Origin of the sequence: Carbonatibacter coralli (genome assembly GCF_039592655.1) — a bacterium.
Taxonomy (GTDB): Bacteria; Pseudomonadota; Alphaproteobacteria; order Kiloniellales; family Kiloniellaceae; genus Carbonatibacter; species Carbonatibacter coralli.
The window spans coordinates 1-17,470 of the sequence record NZ_JBBUTJ010000012.1 but is presented as its reverse complement, the minus strand read 5'-3'; the positions used below and the strand labels follow the sequence as shown (position 1 = coordinate 17,470).

Below are 17,470 nucleotides of genomic sequence, written 5' to 3'. Positions count from 1 at the left end.
TCTGCTACGCCTGTCTCCTTTTTTCCGGAAATCACGCGCCAGCAGGGATCAGGGACTAGCCCTCTTTCGAAAGATCCTGTGCCAGCATAAGCGCATTGCCATCCGGATCATAGAATGTCGCTGTACTGACCATTCCCTCGATGGTTTCCGTTTCACCGTCAAAGCGGACCCCCACCGCCTCAAGGGCTGTACGCGCAGCAGCAATATCAGCCACCCCGAAGACAGGAACACTGTTGCCCGGAGCAGGATCAGCCTGTTCTCCCAGACCGAGGGTAACGCCTTCTGTCATGGTCTGCATCTCGCTCCACCCGGCTTCATCAAAATGATAGAGCAGCTGGAAACCAAGAGTGTCCTCGTACCATTTGGCACTGGCATGCCTGTCACGCACTGAAAGGGCCAGAGTGATCGTGTTATCCAGAGAAACAACTGACATGACGCTTCCTTTTGCAGCAAAAGTATAGTAACTATATTTCATGGATATCACGCTGCTTGTCAAGCTTACATCGAAAACCTGGTCGCTGAAGATCCTGGCCCTTCTCCATTCCGGCACTCCGGGTCGTCAGGCTCCTCTGCTGGCTGCAACAGAGGCAAGCCGCAGCTCCTTTACGGCCAGTTTGAACCATCTCATCGAGCTTGGACTGCTGGAGAGAAACCCGGGCCACGGACACCCTCTGCGCCCGGAATTCCGCCTGACCATAATGGGGACGATCGTTGCTGCAATGGCCGACAGAATTCTCGGAACCCTGCCAAATGATGAGGCTTTTGCCATTGTCAGGCGAAGCTGGGCTGTGCCTGTTCTGGCTCTGACAGAGGCCCCGGAACGGTTTTCCAGCATCAGGGCAGGTCTGGGGACCATCACAGATCGCGCCCTGTCCCAGTCACTGGGTCTGCTGGAAGAACAGCAATGGCTCAAACGCGAAATCAATCTTTCCGGGCGCTCCCCCTTCCCGACCTATCATGCCATCAACACCGGCAGGGAAATCAATCAGGCAATTGCCCTGAATTCCTGACCCGTCATCAGAGCAGAGCCCGTCAGCCTGCCTCTTAAGCCCCCTGCCTTTTTTCGCTTCTGCACAACAGGCCAGACAGCAAAAAAGGGACGCAAGAAGCGTCCCTTTCTGTTTCACAGTCTGGCAGCCGGATCTATCGACCGTAGTAAAGTCCAACAACATGTTTGGCTTCGGCAAAGAAAAGCCAGCGCTCGGCCACAACACCCACTGCCGCACTCAGAACAGCAACGAGAGCCAGAAGGACAGACGAACCGGTTGCCAGAATGGCAATGAGACACAGGGCAGGAACAACAAACCCCAGCAACAGGGCAATATTCCTCAGTTTGCCTGCGTGCTTGCGACCGATCCGGTATCCCATTTCCTTCATGACCCAGTTGTCAGAGGTATGAGGCGCTTCAAAGGCACGAACACGACCGATAGAACCAAGGCCCGTTGCCGTTCCCGCATCGCTTTTTTCAGGTTCATTGTCAACCGCAGTCCAGTACTTCAGCTTCACCAGCGTCGCAATCAGCAGCGAAACGAGGGCCAGCAGAACCAGCAGGTTGGACTGCGCACCGTAGAAGGTTGTCACAGCAACCAGGAACACGGCCCCTGTCATCACGCCCAGAACAAGATAGCCGACAGGAACCAGACGATTGTTCCAGTGACGAATGGTCTTCAGGGAAGCGTAGATCATCGATGTTGAATAGACCGTCACCATTGCCAGAGCAGCCGCCAGATAGCCCCAGACGCTCCAGTCGTCCAGCTTGCCCAGCACGACCCAGCCCAGACCGAAAAGTCCCGCAGGGATAAAGGTCAGCAGGGCCAGCACGCCTTCACGCGACAGCCAGGAGCTGCGCCACTGCGTCAGGGCCCGCCAGGCCCGCTCCGGATGCCCGAGGTGAAAGGTGGAAGACAACAGTCCGGCCACGATAAAGGCCAGTGCAACACCAAGTGCAATACCACCGAACCAGCGATCCTGGGGCAGCACACCAAGCGGAGCCAGAAGACCCAGCAGGGTCAGCATGCCATAGCCTGCGCCGGAAGCGGTTGTGAAGAAAATTACAGAAAGAGCTGGATGCATAACACTTACCCCAGTTTCTCAAGTGCAGAATCAAGCCAGCCCAGCAGGCCTTTTGCTTTGGGTTCAGACGCCTTCGCACCGGACAGGTCCGCATCCGGCTTTTGCTTGGGACGCGGAGGCAGATACTTGTTCACAGGTTTGGTGCCCTGTTCCGGCATCAAATCCATGCCACCCCGCTCGGCAACCAGTTTGCTGACATTTGATTCCGGATCGGCAAAATCACCAAAGTGACGCGCCGAGGCCGGGCAGGTCCGAACGCAGGCCGGGACACGGTCTTCTTCGGGCAGATTGTCGTTGTAGATACGATCCACACAGAGCGTACATTTCTTCATGACGCCTTCGGATGCATCCATTTCCCGGGCACCGTAAGGACAGCTCCAGGCACAGAGACCACACCCGATACAGTGATCCTCGTTGACCAGAACAATACCGTCTTCTGCACGCTTGTAACTGGCACCTGTCGGACAGACCGTCACACAGGGTGCATCCTCGCAGTGAAGACAGGACCGTGGAAAGTGAACGATCTGCGCCGGGGCATCTTCCGGTGTGACTTCATAGGAATGCACACGGTTCAGCCAGCTGCCGATCGGTTCGGCACCATAGGCATCCTGATCGGAAAGAGGCGCACCATAACCGCCTGTATTCCATTCCTTGCAATTGACCACACAGGCATGACAACCGACACAGGTATCGAGGTCAATCACCAGGCCAAGCTTGCGATCTGTCTGTTGGGGAAGACTGGTCATTTTGTCCACTCCTTTCCGTACTCCACCTTGTCCGGTCCGGTTCCCACAGGCGAACGCTGTGCAGGAATGTTCGGCTCCAGCTGGTGTTCTTCTCCCTCAGCCTTCTCGATGCGGACACGCAGGTCATACCAGGCCCCCTGTCCCGTGATCGGGTCAGAGTTGCTCCAGCGCATGCCATCATCCTTTGGCGGCAGAAGATCACTGATCAGGTGGTTCAACAGGAACCCCTTGGTTGCTTCCGGTGCGTTTTCCTTCAGGGCCCAGGCCCCTTTGCGCTTTCCGATTGCATTCCAGGTCCAGAGTGTCTTGTCGTTGAGCGCATCCATTCTGGCAACCGGGACCTTGATACGGGAATGGTGAGAGATCACCCACGCCCAGTCGCCGTCTTCCAGCCCCAGATCATCACAGATGTGACCGGGAACATAGAGCGGATTGCGTCCGTGGATCTGACGCAGCCAGGCGTTTTGCGTCCCCCAGGAGTGATACATGGCAGCCGGACGCTGCGTGATGGCATGCAGGGGATATTCCTGCAGATCGCCGCGCTCCTCCAGATGCAGGCTCTCACCCGGCTGGTACCAGATTGGCAGGGGATCAAAGCACTTGTGGATGCGGTCACGGTAAATTTCCGGAGGAACCCGCTCGCCATGGCCTTCAGCCGCACGCTGGAACTTCGCCAGCGGCTCCAGATAAAGCTGGAATGTCACCGGCGAGGGATGGTCAAACAGCCCCATGCCGACACCCCAGTCCTGATAGGCCTTGTTCGCATGCTTGTAAAACTGTGCCTCTTCCGGAATGTGAGAGACATAGAAGCCCCCGTTTTTGATGTAGTCGTCCAGCTGTTCCGGATTGACTTCACCCCGGCCTTCCTTGTCCTTGCCCTCACCACGGAAACCGGCCAGCGGCCCGACACCGGGCTTGCGCTGGTGGTTTACGATATAATCAGCATAGTCCCTGTATTTGGGACTACCGTCCTCGTTGACCATCCCGTTCAGTCCCAGACGGCCCCCCAGTTGCAGCAGGACAGACTGGAAGCCCCGGACTTCCCGGTCCGGCTCGACAACGGGCCAGCGGATGGCATCAGCCGCACCATCAGGTTCGGAAATCGGACGATCCAGCAGGGAAATACAGTCGTGCCGCTCGAGATAGGTCGTATCCGGCAGGATCAGATCGGCAAAAGCCACCATCTCGGAAGAATAGGCATCGGAATAGATGATCTTCGGAATAACATAGCTGCCGTCCTCGTTCTTGGCGGACAGCATCTCCATCATGCCCTTGGAGTTCATGGAAGAGTTCCACGCCATGTTCGCCATGTACATGAACAGCACATCCACAGGATAGGGATCCTGATGATAGCAGTTGGCGATCACAGTGTGCATCAGACCGTGAACGGACAGCGGATTTTCCCAGGAAAAGGCCTTGTCGATCCGTTTCGGCGATCCGTCCTCGTTGATCAGAAGATGCTCCGGACCGTGCGGATAGCCAAGGTGCGGCCCCGCAAGCGGCTGGTTCGGAGAGAACTCGGCATTCGGGATCGGGTGGCCTTCCGCCGGCTTCGGATAGGGCGGCTTGAAACGGAAGCCCCCCGGACATTCGATAGAACCCAGAAGAATTTGCAGCATGTGCAGAGCACGGCAGGTCTGGAACCCGTTGGAATGTGCGGAAATCCCGCGCATCGCATGGAAACTGACCGGGCGCCCGATCATTTTCTCGTGCCGCTCCCCGGTCATGTCTGTCCAGGGCTGATCAATGACAATCTCTTCCTCAAAGGCCGTACGCGCCAGTTCCTGAGCCAGACGGCGGGTCTGTGCTGCACTGACCCCTGTCTCGGCAGCCGTGTTTTCCGGAGCGTATTGCTCATCCGAATATTTTTCAGCCAGATGCGCAAAGACCGGACGCGCCTTGCGGCCATCCGGCAGTGTGAACACGCCGTTCAGCGCAGCATCGCGGCGGATCGTCTCCGCAGCGGCAATTGCACCGGTCTTGCGGTTGACAGCCAGAGGCTTGCCTTCCGCATCACGGGCAAAGAGGCCATGATCGGCAGCACCCTCGTCGTCGATAACCAGCCAGCCCACGTTGGTGTAGCGCAACAGGTAATCCAGATCGACATTGCCCTCGCGGATCAGTTCGTGCACCAGCGAGAGAATGAAAAGCCCGTCTGTGCCGGGGGTCACAGAAACCCACTCGTCAGCAATCGCGTTATATCCTGTGCGGACAGGGTTCACGGCAACGACCTTGGCTCCACGCTCCTTGAGACGTCCCAGCCCCATCTTGATCGGGTTGGAATCGTGATCCTCGGCAACACCAAAGATCATGAACATCTTTGTGCGTTCCCAGTCGGGCTGACCAAACTCCCAGAAGGCACCGCCCATGGTGTAGATACCGGCAGCCGCCATGTTCACCGAACAGAAGCCACCGTGCGCTGCAAAGTTCGGTGTACCGAACTGCTGCGCCCACCAGCCTGTCAGGGACTGGGACTGGTCACGGCCGGTAAAGAAAGCCAGTTTTTTCGGATCACAGGAACGGACAGTTGCCAGCCAGGAAACGGCCTTGTCCATTGCCTCTTCCCAGGAAATGGGCTTGAAGCGCCCCTCACCCCGTTCACCGACACGCAGCAAAGGTGTCCTGAGACGGGAGGGAGAGTAATGCTGCATGATGCCGGCAGAACCCTTGGCGCAAAGCACGCCCTTGTTGACCGGATGGTCGCGGTTACCTTCGATATACCGCACCTTTCCATCGCGCATGTGCACGTTGATGCCGCAACGGCATGCACACATGTAGCATGTCGTCTTGCGGACTTCATCTGACACCTTGGGAGAGGTATCAACTGAGGGTTGACTCATATTTTGCCTCCTGACGGGGGGACCATTTTTATTCTTCGTTTTATGTATGGACCTGCCGAACACACTCACCTGTTTTTCGGTGCTTCACGAGCCGGCAGGCCGGATGTCACAGAAGATAGAGAATACCTCCTGCAATAAAGGTTGCGATAAAGAGCGTCTCGGCAACGATCAGGACAATCGCCTGACCACCCACGCTCAGAATGCTTTTCAGTGACGTCTTCATTCCAACGGCTGCAATGGCTGTCAAAAGCGCCCAGCGGGATACAGCACCGAGGAAATCAGCAACAATCTGCGGAATAAGTCCGCAGGAATTGAGTGTCGCAAGGACAAGAAAGGCGATGATAAAGAGTGGTACCAGAGGCGGACGCTTGCCTTCTGTACTGTCAGCAAATCTGGCCCGCACAAAGAGCGAGAGCATCAGAACAATCGGTGCCAGCAAAGCCACACGGATCAGTTTGACGACAGTTGCAATCTCGCCGGTGCTGTCAGAAATGGAAAATCCTGCGCCAACAACCTGGGCAACATCATGAATGGTCCCGCCAAGGAATACCCCTGTTGCGATATCCCCCATCACAACAAACTGGGTCAGCGGCGGATAGGCAATCATCGCCAGAGTGCTCAGAACAGTCACACTCAAAACAGTGAAGATCAGGTTTCTTTCTGATTCGCTGTTTTTCGGCAGAACCGCTGCGATGGCAATGGCGGCCGAAGCCCCGCAAATTGCGACCGCTCCTCCGGTCAGGACAGCAAAACGCCATCCGCGATTGAGAAGTCTGGCCCCAAGCAAACCGAAAAGAATGGTCAGGACAACACCGGACACAACCAGCAAAATGACCTCAAGGCCAAGCAGCGAGACAAGCTCGACACTGATCCGCGCGCCCAGCAGTGCGATACCGATCCTCAAGACCGGTTTTGCAGAAAACTCGATCCCCCTGACCGTTGGGCCATCCTCCCCCAGAAAGTGAAGGGCGATCCCCAGAAGCAGGGCCATCAGCATGGCCGGTGCGCCATAGTGCTCGGACAGGAACTGGGCCGCCAGCGCGACCAGAACAGAAATCAGAAACCCCGGAAAAATGCTTCTCGCGTTTTGTATCACTTTTTCCAGAACAGAGTTTGCTTCACTCATGTCTTGGGCTTGTTCAGGCATGGGACTTTTCTTTTCTCTAAGGGACAGCATGCTGCACCCCCGCAAATCCCGAACACAAAAGGGGTACTGCGCAGGCTTGATCCTCAACAGCAGCTGCATGATGATCAAAACCGAGGCTGATCGTTCCTTTTGCTGATCCCTGTAAACCTCTTTTCAAAGAGCGCACGCAAGTCTCCCCGCCCCTTTTTTCCATTCGCCCTGCAACGACAGAACAGATGAAAATACGGGCTGGCATCGTCGGATTTCCCTTTGAAATCCTGTGCGAGGTATCAACGGAAGATCGCCTCATCGAATGCCTCCTGACGGGAGTGGTTGTTTCAGTTTCTTATTCTTTTGTATCTGTGTTCTGAGCCTGAACGGCTGTCACTGCGATCATGCGGTAAACCGCATCCGCATCACAGCCGCGCGACAGATCATTTGCCGGTTTGGCCAGCCCTTGCAGAACAGGACCAATAGCCTTTGCCTGCCCCACCCGCTCGGCCAGCTTGTAACCAATATTTCCGGACTGCAGATCGGGGAAAACCAGGACATTCGCCTGCCCGGCCACCTCTGATCCCGGCGCTTTGCGCCCCCCCACAGAGGGCACGATCGCCGCATCAAGCTGCAGCTCTCCGTCAACGGACAGATCGGGGCGCTGCGCCCTGATCTTTTCAGCCGCATTGCGCACCCTGTCGACGTTCGGATGACTGGCGCTTCCTCTCGTCGAGAAGGACAGCATGGCAATCCTTGGCTCCATCCCCATCAGTGCAGCCGCATTGTCTGCCGCCGCTGTTCCGATCTGCACAAGCTCGTCTTCTTCCGGAGCCACGACCAGTCCGCAATCAGCGAAGATCATCGCCCCCTTCGGATCATGGAACTCTTCGTTAAAGAGCATGATGAAAAAGCTGGAAATCATGGAATAGCGCTTGTCCACGCCGATGATCTGAATGGCCGAACGCACAACGTCGGCCGTGGAAAGCTGTGCACCGGCAACCGTACCGTCAGCCAGTCCCGATCTGACCATCAGGTTTGCATAGTTCTGGGGCAGCAAAACCTGTTCCTGCGCCTTTTCCTCTGTCATTCCCTTGTGCTGACGCAGTTTGACGAGCAACTCAACAAAACGCCCACGGCCTTCTGCTGTCGCCGGGTCCACCACCGAAACGCGCGGATCATCGCGCAGGTCTTCATCCACCAGCGCCAGAACAGCATCCCTGCGCCCCAGCAGCGTGACAGAGGCAAGCCTGTCACGGACAGCGCGCAAGGCGCCCTCGACAACACGCGGGTCCTCACCCTCGGCCAAAACAATGTGTTTCGGATTGTTGCGTGCGCGTTCAAGAAGTGCGTCAAAGGCGTCCATTAACCAGCTATCCCTGCATGAACGAACCGACAGGCTACCGCTTGCTCAATCGCACGTGTTCCTGCGGCATCTCTCCATGCCTTGTCAAAAGTCTGATGACTGTTCTAGCGCCTGCTCCAGTCGCTATCATCAGGGTAAAATTCGTGTTTCAAGCGATCTTTTCGATCATATCCGGACAAAAGGGTTGTCCGGTTTGCAATTTCAGCCCTGCATCGTTTGCAAAATTCTGTGCAGGTTTTTCTGAAAACCCGAAGGCTTTCCCGATGAGTCACACACTCATTGAGGCGCGGGGCCACTGAATGCAGCGGCCCCGTTCCATCAATCAGTCTCATGCACCTTTTTGTGGGCGCATGTCCGCAGCATCAATCCCGGCGACAGCAACCGGTTTTTTCATTGCATCACGGCGGAATGGCTCACCCAGTTCCTGGTTCAGCATCACCTCGATGAAAGTTGTTTTGCCTTCTTTCATCTGTGCATCAATTGCAGAGGACAGTGTAGAGGTCAGCTCTTCCATTGAATAGACCTGAACGCCTTCCAGACCACAGGCCTTCGCGATACCGGCGTAGGAAACATTTGTATCCAGCTCTGTACCAACGAAGTTGTCGTCAAACCACAATGTGGTGTTCCGCTTCTCGGCACCCCACTGATAGTTGCGGAAGATGATCATAGTGATCGCTGGCCAGTCTTCACGACCAACGGAAACCATTTCGTTCATGGAGATACCGAAGGCTCCATCACCGGCAAAACCGATAACAGGAGTGTCTCCACACGCCATTTTCGCACCACAGATGGACGGCAGACCGTAACCACAGGGACCGAACAGGCCGGGAGCAAGATACTTGCGACCTTCTTCGAAAGACGGATAAGCATTACCGATCGCACAGTTGTTACCGATGTCGGAAGAGATAATGGCTTCTTTCGGCATCGCAGCAGAAATCGCACGCCACGCCATACGCGGGGACATTTTCTGTGGCTCACGATCACGCGCACGCTCGTTCCAGGTTGTACCCGGATCGTCGTCTTCGTGGTCCATGGACGTCAGCTCCTGGGCCCATGCAGACTTGGTCTGGTGGATCAGCGCTTCACGTTCGGAACGCCCCTGGTCCCCTGCTGTATCGCTCAGCTGGGACAGAATGCTTTCAGCAACCTTTTTCGCATCACCAACGATACCAACAGTAACAGGTTTGGTCAGACCGATGCGATCCGGGTTGATATCAACCTGAATGATGGACGCATTTTTTGGCCAGTAGTCAATGCCGTAACCAGGCAGGGTAGAGAACGGGTTCAAACGTGTCCCCAGAGCCAGAACCACATCCGCTTTGGAGATCAGTTCCATACCGGCCTTGGAACCGTTGTAGCCCAGAGGACCAGCATGCAGCGGGTGAGAACCCGGGAACGCATCGTTGTGCTGGTAACCACAGCACACCGGAGCGGACAGACGCTCGGCAAGTTCTTTGGACGCTTCGATCGCGCCGCCAATGACAACGCCGGCACCGTTCAGGATGACCGGGAATTTCGCGTTGGACAGCAGTTCGGCAGCGCGCTGGATAGCAGTTTCACCACCGGAAGGCAGTTCGAATTCAACAACCTGAGGCAGGTCGATGTCGATAACCTGTGTCCAGAAGTCACGCGGAACGTTGATCTGCGCAGGAGCACAGGCACGTTTTGCCTGAATGATAACACGGTTCAGGACTTCAGCCATACGGGACGGATCGCGAACCTCTTCCTGGTAAGCCACCATGTCAGCGAACAGAGCCATCTGTTCAACTTCCTGGAAACCGCCCTGACCCATTGTCTTGTTGGCCGCCTGTGGCGTCACCAGCAGCAGTGGAGTGTGGTTCCAGTAAGCCGTCTTGATCGGGGTCACCAGGCTGGTGATACCGGGGCCGTTCTGTGCAACAACCATGGACATTTTACCGGACGCACGGCTGTAACCGTCCGCAATCATACCCGCGTTACATTCATGCGCACAGTCCCAGAACTTGATACCCGCTTTCGGGAACAGGTCGGAGATCGGCATCATAGCAGAACCAATAATGCCAAAGCTGTGTTCGATGCCGTGCATCTGAAGCACTTTTACAAAGGCTTCCTCGGTGGTCATCTTCATCGTTGCGATCCTTTCAACTCCAAAACGTTCAGTTTCGATCTTGTCGTGCTGCTGCACGGAATTCCAAAAGGTTTCTTAGAGGTCTTCTTTTGATTCGGGAGCATCATGGCAAAAAGCGGATTTTTTTGCAATAGTGATATTATAATTATCATTATTGACATCCATTGCAACATTCTGGATACTCCACATGCACATCAGGAATGGCAGCCATTCATAGGGTGAATGGTTTTCATCCCATTGGGAAACAATCCCAAACAGGAAAAGACAGGCGAACAGGACCACTTCATGTCCAGGGACAAAGGCAACAGCTTTCTGCGTATCTTCAACATTCTGGAATATCTGTCCCAGACAGACACTCCGCAAAACGCAGTCACCATCAGCGAGGAAACAGACATCCCGCAACCGTCTGTTTACAGACTCTGCCAGATGCTGGTCGAAGAGGACCTGATCGTCCGGCATATGGACGGCAACCGCTATTATCTGGGACCGCGCATGTTCTCCCTTGCCGGCAACGTCATCACCGGCACCTCCATTGGCATGGAGCGTCGCGCCATCCTGACCTCCCTGGTCAATGCTGTGGGTGAAACCTGCAACTTTGTTATTCCCGAAAAGACCTGCATGACCTACGCCGATCGCGTTGAAGCCAGCTGGCCCATCCAGATCCAGCTCCGCCCCGGCACAGTGGTTCCGCTTCACTGCACCGCTGCGGGCAAGCTCTACCTCAGCACGCTGGAAAGCAGAAAACGCAAGTCCATCATCAGCAAGGTCGAGCTCAAGGGACACACGGAAAAGAGCATCACAACAGCAGAAGAACTGGATCAGGAGCTCAGGGCCATCAGGAAACAGGGCTACAGTCTGGACCGCGGCGAGTTCCTCGACGGCATTGTCGCCATCGCGGCACCGGTTCATGCCGCCAACGGCAAGTTCTGTGGTTGTATTGCCATTCATGCTCCGGAAACGCGCATGTCCATGGACAAGGCCATCAGCCACCTGCCCCGCCTGCAGGAAGCCACACAGGAAATGGAAAAGCTGCTGACCTGATCCCCGGCTCCACAGCGAGCCGCCTGACCCTCACCACAGAATCAGCTCCGCTTCGGAAACAGTCTCCCGGCGAGACCGGCCGGAATGCGGATGACCCGGACACGGATTGCCGGGACGCGAGATCGGCCGGAACCACCCCTGAAACCGAACGGGACAGATCTGTAAAACCGGGAAGATCAACAAACCGGAGCGGTCACAAGCTTGTGCCCCGGCAGCTCCCACATCTTTCCATCCCTTGTCTTCTGCAGCGAGGTTTTCCCACTGCGGGTTTTCTTAATTCCCAGACCTTCTACCCCTGAGTCCTTTACCCTTGGGCCATCGAAATCCAGAACGGCAGGGACAGACAGCTCAGCAGTGTCGACTGGGCAATCATGGTTGCCACCCTGCTTTTGTCTGCACCAAAGACGGATGCCAGAACATGCGCAGCCGAAGCGGTCGGCAAGGCCGCAAAGATCACCAGAATGCAAGCCGGATCCCTTGGAACCCCCAGAGCCTGGGTGATCAGGAATGCCGCCAGCGGCAAGAGCAGCAGCTTGATCATGTTCAGACCGCTCATAAAGGGATCAAACCTCAGGAGGGCCTTGAAATCCAGCGAGGCACCGATGGACAGCAGGGCAACCGGCAGGGCCGCCTGGGCAAAGCGGGACGCCGTTGTCATCACCGGTTCCGGCAACTCCATCCTGAAGACAGCCACCAGCAAGCCCAGCAAACTCCCGATCAGAAAAGGGTTCAGGGCAATCATCCGGATCGTTTTGAACAGGGAAAGCGACTGCCCGCGTGAAAGCACCAGCACGGCCAGAAAATTTGCCATCGGCACAGCCAGTCCCACAGCCACAGACATCAGGGCGGCAGCCTCTGGCGGGAGAACCTGCACCACCACAAGCGCAAGCGCCGTATTGAAGCGCCAGGCCGTCTGCCACAAACCGGCAAAATCAAGAAAACTCTCCGGGCCAACCGGACGCAGGCAATAGGCCAGCACCACCCCGAGCAGGATAATGGCCCAGACACCGGTCCCCATCATCACCAGATCACCCGGTGCAGGTGAATGCCGCGAGGCCGCAAAGAAAAGAAGTGCCGGAAACAAAAGCTGAAAGTTCAGCCGGTCAATACCGGCCCAGCCTTCCCGGGGTACAACATTGCGCAGACAGGCGCCCATCACGATCAGCAAACCATCGGGCAAAAGTGACATAAAAACGCTGTCCATTGCCTGTTCCTCACACTCGAATTTTCCGGTCGTAACCACACCAGCTCGCAAAAGAACCTAATGGAATGGAATTGCACAATAAAATAACCTGAGGTTATAGTTTGCTCATGAACAGTCTTTCCGAAAGCAGCATCTCCGGCCTTCCCGCTCTGGTTCCACAGCTTCTCCACGCCCTGAAGCTCCATGGCAACATGAGCCTTGCCGCACAAAAACTTGGCGTCAGCCAGCCCGCGGCCAGCAAAGCCCTGCAACGTGCAGAAAAGCTTCTGGGGCTGGAGCTGATCCGGCGGGACCACCGCCCCCTGCGCCTGACAGCCGAGGGCGAAATCCTTGCCGATTATGCCGAGCGCCTGAGCAACCTGAACAGCCTGCTCGCCAAACGGCTGGAACGGGCCCGCAAACTGGATGGAGGCCTGATCAGAATTGCCTCTTTCGGCGCTTCCTCCTCCACAAAGATCCTGCCCCGCATGCTGGCCCGCATCGCCCGGCACTATCCCGGCGTGCAGATCGAAATGCTGGAAATGCCTGATCCGGAAGCCCTGGAATCCCTTCAGGACGGGCGCGTAGATTTCGCCGTTTTCATTGATCCGGGGCTGGAAGAGCTTGAAACCCTGCCACTGGCACAGGACCGGCTGGTTGCTCTGATCCCCGAGGGCCATGCCCTGTCCGAGAACTTCTTTGTCACCACATCAGAGCTGGCAAAACAGGCCTTCATCATGACCAAGGGCGGCAGCGAGCCCCTGATCCGCAAATGGTTTGACCGATCAGACGATGAGCCGGACGTGCGTCACACAGCTGTTCAGCTCACCTCCATCCTCGCCATGGTCAAGGCCGGGCTGGGTGTCTCTGTCATTGCTGAAATGGCCGTCCCCGAAAATCATCCGGGCGTGCGCATCATGCCTCTTTCCCCCGAACAGCCCCGTCCCGTCTGCATCGCACGGCAGCACGGCAGCTTTGCCTCCCGCGCGGCAGAGAAAATCTGGCATTTCCTGAGTGACGATCTTTCCTGAAACGAAATGGCCGGGTTCGTGTCAGATTGACTGTTCCCGCTTTTTCGCACAGTTGCGCCATTTGATCCGGCAGACCGAGACCCGGTGATATTTGTCCACACACACCGTTGCGTCAGATTTCCTCCTGAACGGCACGTATTGAGCGCCAGATCTCTCGAGACACACTCACAGCGATCAGATCATGACCAGTTCCAGACGATCCCCCGATCACACTGCTCATCCGCTTCCCGCTCCGGGGCGGCAAGGATCAGCTCTGAAAGCATGCTGCCCTGTTCCACTGCGCCTTTGAGGCTGATGAAAAGTTCACGGATTACAGTTCGGTTGTCATCTGCCGTTCTGTCACAGATGATCTCCACACGCTGCCCGGCTCCCTTGCCAAAGGCCCGGTCAAAAGCACTGCGAAGCTGTTGCGCCGTCAGCTCCCTGCCAATATGGTCCCGGAACAGGGCCACAACAGCAGAGCCATTGAGCTGATCCAGCAACAGCAGACTGTCTTCGAAATACTCCTGCGCTGTTGCTCCCTCTCCCTGATCAGGCTGAGCAAAACGCTGGTGACAGGTGCCGTGCTTGGTCCATTCATGATCATCCAGTGTGCCGCGCGAACCAGGCATCTTGCCAGAAAGCTCCGCCACAAGACTGGCTGGCAGCTGCGGATCAAGCAGCCTGCCCGCAGCATCCCGGGGCTTGCCGAAGCAGGACTGGGGCCCGCTTTCAAGGTGACAGTAACAGGGAAAGGCGCCGACACGGTCCAGATCATCCGGCCAGAGCCCGTGCAGGGAAAACTGTTCTGTCGCAGGCTCACCGGGTACCAGATCATGACAGCCGTCCCTGCCCTGACCACGACGGGTTGCACAAAAGGCAGGCTGCCAGCTCACCGCCAGAGTGTGCTCAATGGACCCCGCTGCAATTGAGATCCCGGCCGCCGGGTCATAAATGATTTCAGCCTGACCACAGTCCGCTTCAACCCAGCGTCGCCTCTGTTTGCCAGCCTTCGGAACACGAAGCAGAAAAAAGCGACCGGTCACATCCCGCCCGATCAGCCCGTAACGCTCACCGACCTCCAGCACCACCCCGTCCGGCTCAACATCCGTCCGCCGCAAGGCAAAACAGGCCTGCTCTGCCAGAAAGTCCCCGCTGATGGTCAATCGCTTGAAAGACGCACTCTGAGCCGGGACGACAAGAAAAGCAGCAAACTGAAAGAAGAAAACAAACGGGAAAATAACAAGTTTTGCGCTCATAATTTTATTAAACTCAAAGTTCTCATGAAGCGCAAACAACAAAAGGCCGGAGCTCGCAATGAGATCCAGCCCTGGGACGTATCGGCCCGGGAGTGGTAAAAGCCCGGACTGTCAGGCTGTTCAATTGTTCGGAAAGCTTTCCCGAAAAAGAGGGCGCTGTTGCCATCCGGCGCAACTCCCCAAAGGCACCCAGCTGATGCTGCTGACAGTTCCGGGACAAACCAGAACCTCATAAAGACCTGGCCGGCTACAGGCTGCTCTCGTCCCGTTTGTAGTGCGCCAGAAACATTGCAACACAATCGTCCAGGACCTCTTTTGGGGCCAGGTTCTCGCCAAGGAAAAACTTCGGCCAAAAGAAGAAGTTTTTAACAAGCGCCAGAAGCTGGGTGGTCGCAAAGGCCGGATCGACCTTACGGATCACACCAGCCTCCATGGCTTCACCGATCAGCCGCGTTATTGGGTAATCATGTGCTTCGGCTTCGGCGAAGAATTGCCGGGACCGGTCAAGATCACGGATCAGTTCCGATATCACCATCCGGTTCAATCCGATCGCTTTCTCTTCTGTGATCACCTCAACGTAACGCCACAGAGCGTCCTTCAGTTGCTCGACGAAGTCGCGGCTTGGATCATAGGACACAGGTTCCATGCTCCAGTTTTGCTCAATCATGATCTCGGAAATGGCCTCGAACAGCGCCTCCTTGCTTTCAAAGTGATTGTAGAGCGTACGGCTCGAAACGTTCGCCCTTTTGGCAATACTGGTCGTCTTCGCGCCCAGAAAGCCCTGCTCACGGAATTCTTCAATCGCGGCATCAATAATATTTTTTCTTTTTATTTCAGTACGTTTCACGATTTTTCCCAAAAAAGTAAAATTATCTGTTTACAAATAGCCTTCAACACCATAAGTAAACAATAGAATTTACTTTAGCAAGACAAAATGCCAAACACCCCGAGAGGACCGAGCAAATGACAAACCAAACCTTCACCGCTGGCAAAAACAAAGTAACCTTCAAATCCTTTGGCGTGGATCTGGTTGGTGATCTTTACCTTCCGGAAGACTTTGATGCGAACAAAACGTACAGGGCAATCGTGGGCGCCAGCCCGTTCTCTCAGGTCAAGGACCAGATCCCGGCAACCTATGGGCCGGAAATGGCCAAAAGAGGCTTCATCTACCTGGGCTTCGATTATCTGGGCATGGGAGAGTCCCCGGCTCTTCCCGGGGAGTTCAAACAATCACGCTACATGTTCAGACTGATTGAGAACACCTGGGATGCTGTTTCATATCTGGGAACCCTCCCATTCGTCGAAGAAATCCACGGTTTGGGCGTGTGCCAGGGGGGTTCGATTATCGCATCAGCAGCAGTTACAGATCACAGAATCAAGAAAATTGCCATGGTTTCAGGCATGATGGCAGCTGATGATTTCCAATGGGCCAACAGGGAAATGGTCAATCAGCAAATTGCGGCCTCAAATGCTTCAATGCAGAAAATGTATGAAACAGGGGAACCCGATTTTGTTGCTCCTTTTGGACTGACCGACGACCATTCAAAAGAAGAGTATGTCGGGTTGAACGTCAATCCAATGGCTGAAGAGACCTATGGCTATTACGGAAGGGATGGTTTCAGAGGCCCCAAGGCGGTGAAAACCTATAGCAACATGCATATCGGTGATCAGGCCATGCAGTCCCTGATCTCTATCGCAGAGGCATATGCAGACAAGATTGTGCAGCCTTCCCTGGTTATTTACAGCAAGTCAGCCTGGACGGCTGTTTGCTCAACCAAATTTGTGGAAAAGCTCACAAATGAACATGAAACCCTGGCTTTTGAAGAGTTTGGCCACGTTGATTTCTATTACAAGCCAGACGCCGTAAAAGCATCAACAGATGCTGTCGCTGAATTCTTCAACAGGTAAGCTGACCGGGTAGAGATCATTCTGTTGCGATCTCTACCTTCCCCTGTGCCTTGAACCTGACCTGCTAACGATAAAACCCGTCAGGAAACAGGAGCTTGCCCAAAAAGCAAAACCCCGAGACGGTTGCCTCGGGGTTTTCAAAATGGCGGAGAGTGAGGGATTCGAACCCTCGAAGCACATTTCTGCACTTACTCCCTTAGCAGGGGAGCGCCTTCAGCCACTCGGCCAACTCTCCAGATTGTATTGTCCTTTCGGGGACAGGCGGATTAGTAAAATCTTGCCAGCGCCTTGTAAAGGGTAAAATTGCATTTGTGATAAAAATCATGCCGTTGCACCGGCTTTCCTGCAACAGAATCCTGTTCACTGTTCGCGCACTTTTTCAGGGAGCGCTACCGAGAAAACCGGAGAACCCTGTCAGGGCATAGGCTTCATGATTTTTTGGAATTACCCCTCTTCGGCCTCTTCCTGTTTGATGGTCCCAAACGCTGTCAGGAGAGAATCTGCGCCCTGTGTCCCGTCGGGACTGTCTGGCCGATATCGGTTCCTCCTGTTCCCGCGACGAGAAAAGCCCTGCCCTGTCAGAACAGGGCCCCGAATTGAGGATTGCCTATCATGCCTGAAATCCAAACAGACGACAGCCAGAGTTCTGGCGGCAAACAGCTCCCGTCCCATGCAAAAGTTGTCATCGTCGGCGGCGGTGTTGTCGGTTGCTCCATCCTGTTCCACCTCGCCAAGTTCGGCTGGAAGGATGTTGTCCTGCTGGAACGCAGCGAACTGACATCCGGCTCCAGCTGGCATGCCGCCGGACAGATCCACACCA

15 protein-coding genes and 1 tRNA gene are annotated in these 17,470 nt (G+C 55.5%); 5 read left to right on the top strand and 11 right to left on the bottom strand.

Annotation, left to right across the window (positions count from 1 at the left end; all coding sequences use genetic code 11):
• Positions 1–55: 55 nt before the first annotated feature.
• Positions 56–433, bottom strand: a complete 378-nt coding sequence (locus AAAH10_RS15865; protein WP_343565353.1) for a VOC family protein — start codon at positions 431–433, stop codon at positions 56–58.
• 40 nt (positions 434–473) lie between these two features.
• On the opposite strand from AAAH10_RS15865, the gene AAAH10_RS15860 reads away from it, so the two are divergent.
• Positions 474–1,010, top strand: coding sequence for a winged helix-turn-helix transcriptional regulator (locus tag AAAH10_RS15860; RefSeq protein WP_343565351.1), 537 nt, complete (start codon positions 474–476; stop codon positions 1,008–1,010).
• A 133-nt stretch (positions 1,011–1,143) separates the two neighbouring features.
• Here the strand turns inward: AAAH10_RS15860 and AAAH10_RS15855 are convergent, their stop codons facing one another.
• The 6 genes from AAAH10_RS15855 to xsc form a co-directional block, all read right to left on the bottom strand.
• On the bottom strand, positions 1,144–2,073 hold the full coding sequence (locus AAAH10_RS15855) for a dimethyl sulfoxide reductase anchor subunit family protein (RefSeq protein WP_343565349.1): 930 nt from the start codon (positions 2,071–2,073) through the stop codon (positions 1,144–1,146).
• Between the two features lie 5 nt (positions 2,074–2,078).
• Positions 2,079–2,819 (bottom strand): 4Fe-4S dicluster domain-containing protein, encoded by a 741-nt coding sequence (locus AAAH10_RS15850; protein ID WP_343565347.1) that lies wholly within the window; start codon positions 2,817–2,819, stop codon positions 2,079–2,081.
• Entirely contained in the window at positions 2,816–5,659 is a 2,844-nt protein-coding gene (locus tag AAAH10_RS15845; protein ID WP_343565345.1) for a molybdopterin oxidoreductase family protein, read from the bottom strand. Before AAAH10_RS15845 ends, AAAH10_RS15850 begins: the two co-directional genes overlap by 4 nt.
• Before the next feature lie 106 nt (positions 5,660–5,765).
• The gene (locus AAAH10_RS15840) at positions 5,766–6,806 is read right to left on the bottom strand and encodes a YeiH family protein (RefSeq protein ID WP_343565343.1); all 1,041 of its coding nucleotides are present in this window, start codon (positions 6,804–6,806) and stop codon (positions 5,766–5,768) included.
• 325 nt (positions 6,807–7,131) lie between these two features.
• On the bottom strand, positions 7,132–8,142 hold the full coding sequence (gene pta / locus AAAH10_RS15835; protein WP_343565341.1) for a phosphate acetyltransferase: 1,011 nt from the start codon (positions 8,140–8,142) through the stop codon (positions 7,132–7,134).
• 328 nt (positions 8,143–8,470) lie between these two features.
• Entirely contained in the window at positions 8,471–10,249 is a 1,779-nt protein-coding gene (gene xsc, locus AAAH10_RS15830) for a sulfoacetaldehyde acetyltransferase (protein WP_343565339.1), read from the bottom strand.
• Positions 10,250–10,534: 285 nt separating this feature from the next.
• Between xsc and AAAH10_RS15825 the strand changes: the two genes are divergently transcribed.
• Complete coding sequence (locus tag AAAH10_RS15825; protein ID WP_343565337.1) at positions 10,535–11,290, top strand: IclR family transcriptional regulator; 756 nt, start codon at positions 10,535–10,537, stop codon at positions 11,288–11,290.
• 304 nt (positions 11,291–11,594) lie between these two features.
• On the opposite strand, the gene AAAH10_RS15820 is transcribed toward AAAH10_RS15825, so the two are convergent.
• Positions 11,595–12,494, bottom strand: a complete 900-nt coding sequence (locus AAAH10_RS15820) for an AEC family transporter (protein ID WP_343565335.1) — start codon at positions 12,492–12,494, stop codon at positions 11,595–11,597.
• Between the two features lie 107 nt (positions 12,495–12,601).
• Here AAAH10_RS15820 and AAAH10_RS15815 point away from each other — a divergent pair, with 107 nt between their 5' ends.
• Entirely contained in the window at positions 12,602–13,504 is a 903-nt protein-coding gene (locus tag AAAH10_RS15815) for a LysR family transcriptional regulator (RefSeq protein WP_343565333.1), read from the top strand.
• Positions 13,505–13,683: 179 nt separating this feature from the next.
• Here AAAH10_RS15815 and AAAH10_RS15810 read toward each other — a convergent pair whose 3' ends face one another.
• The gene (locus AAAH10_RS15810; protein ID WP_343565330.1) at positions 13,684–14,742 is read right to left on the bottom strand and encodes a ribonuclease T2 family protein; all 1,059 of its coding nucleotides are present in this window, start codon (positions 14,740–14,742) and stop codon (positions 13,684–13,686) included.
• Positions 14,743–14,989: 247 nt separating this feature from the next.
• On the bottom strand, positions 14,990–15,589 hold the full coding sequence (locus AAAH10_RS15805) for a TetR/AcrR family transcriptional regulator (RefSeq protein WP_343565328.1): 600 nt from the start codon (positions 15,587–15,589) through the stop codon (positions 14,990–14,992).
• A 116-nt stretch (positions 15,590–15,705) separates the two neighbouring features.
• On the opposite strand from AAAH10_RS15805, the gene AAAH10_RS15800 reads away from it, so the two are divergent.
• On the top strand, positions 15,706–16,650 hold the full coding sequence (locus AAAH10_RS15800) for an alpha/beta hydrolase (protein WP_343565326.1): 945 nt from the start codon (positions 15,706–15,708) through the stop codon (positions 16,648–16,650).
• Between the two features lie 143 nt (positions 16,651–16,793).
• On the opposite strand, the gene AAAH10_RS15795 is transcribed toward AAAH10_RS15800, so the two are convergent.
• A tRNA-Ser gene (locus tag AAAH10_RS15795) sits at positions 16,794–16,885 on the bottom strand.
• 377 nt (positions 16,886–17,262) lie between these two features.
• Here AAAH10_RS15795 and AAAH10_RS15790 point away from each other — a divergent pair.
• Positions 17,263–17,470: FAD-dependent oxidoreductase (locus tag AAAH10_RS15790; protein WP_343562500.1), on the top strand; the 208-nt coding region annotated here is incomplete at its 3' end.

What these genes read in the sequence shown, in the direction of transcription:
- AAAH10_RS15845 (WP_343565345.1), bottom strand. Translation starts at nt 5,659, where the DNA reads ATGAGTCAACCCTCAGTTGATACCTCTCCCAAGGTGTCAGATGAAGTC.
- AAAH10_RS15865 (WP_343565353.1), bottom strand. Translation starts at nt 433, where the DNA reads ATGTCAGTTGTTTCTCTGGATAACACGATCACTCTGGCCCTTTCAGTG.
- xsc (WP_343565339.1), bottom strand. Translation starts at nt 10,249, where the DNA reads ATGAAGATGACCACCGAGGAAGCCTTTGTAAAAGTGCTTCAGATGCAC.
- AAAH10_RS15800 (WP_343565326.1), top strand. Translation starts at nt 15,706, where the DNA reads ATGACAAACCAAACCTTCACCGCTGGCAAAAACAAAGTAACCTTCAAA.
- AAAH10_RS15860 (WP_343565351.1), top strand. Translation starts at nt 474, where the DNA reads ATGGATATCACGCTGCTTGTCAAGCTTACATCGAAAACCTGGTCGCTG.
- AAAH10_RS15855 (WP_343565349.1), bottom strand. Translation starts at nt 2,073, where the DNA reads ATGCATCCAGCTCTTTCTGTAATTTTCTTCACAACCGCTTCCGGCGCA.
- AAAH10_RS15815 (WP_343565333.1), top strand. Translation starts at nt 12,602, where the DNA reads ATGAACAGTCTTTCCGAAAGCAGCATCTCCGGCCTTCCCGCTCTGGTT.
- AAAH10_RS15825 (WP_343565337.1), top strand. Translation starts at nt 10,535, where the DNA reads ATGTCCAGGGACAAAGGCAACAGCTTTCTGCGTATCTTCAACATTCTG.
- AAAH10_RS15820 (WP_343565335.1), bottom strand. Translation starts at nt 12,494, where the DNA reads ATGGACAGCGTTTTTATGTCACTTTTGCCCGATGGTTTGCTGATCGTG.
- pta (WP_343565341.1), bottom strand. Translation starts at nt 8,142, where the DNA reads ATGGACGCCTTTGACGCACTTCTTGAACGCGCACGCAACAATCCGAAA.
- AAAH10_RS15810 (WP_343565330.1), bottom strand. Translation starts at nt 14,742, where the DNA reads ATGAGCGCAAAACTTGTTATTTTCCCGTTTGTTTTCTTCTTTCAGTTT.
- AAAH10_RS15840 (WP_343565343.1), bottom strand. Translation starts at nt 6,806, where the DNA reads ATGCCTGAACAAGCCCAAGACATGAGTGAAGCAAACTCTGTTCTGGAA.
- AAAH10_RS15850 (WP_343565347.1), bottom strand. Translation starts at nt 2,819, where the DNA reads ATGACCAGTCTTCCCCAACAGACAGATCGCAAGCTTGGCCTGGTGATT.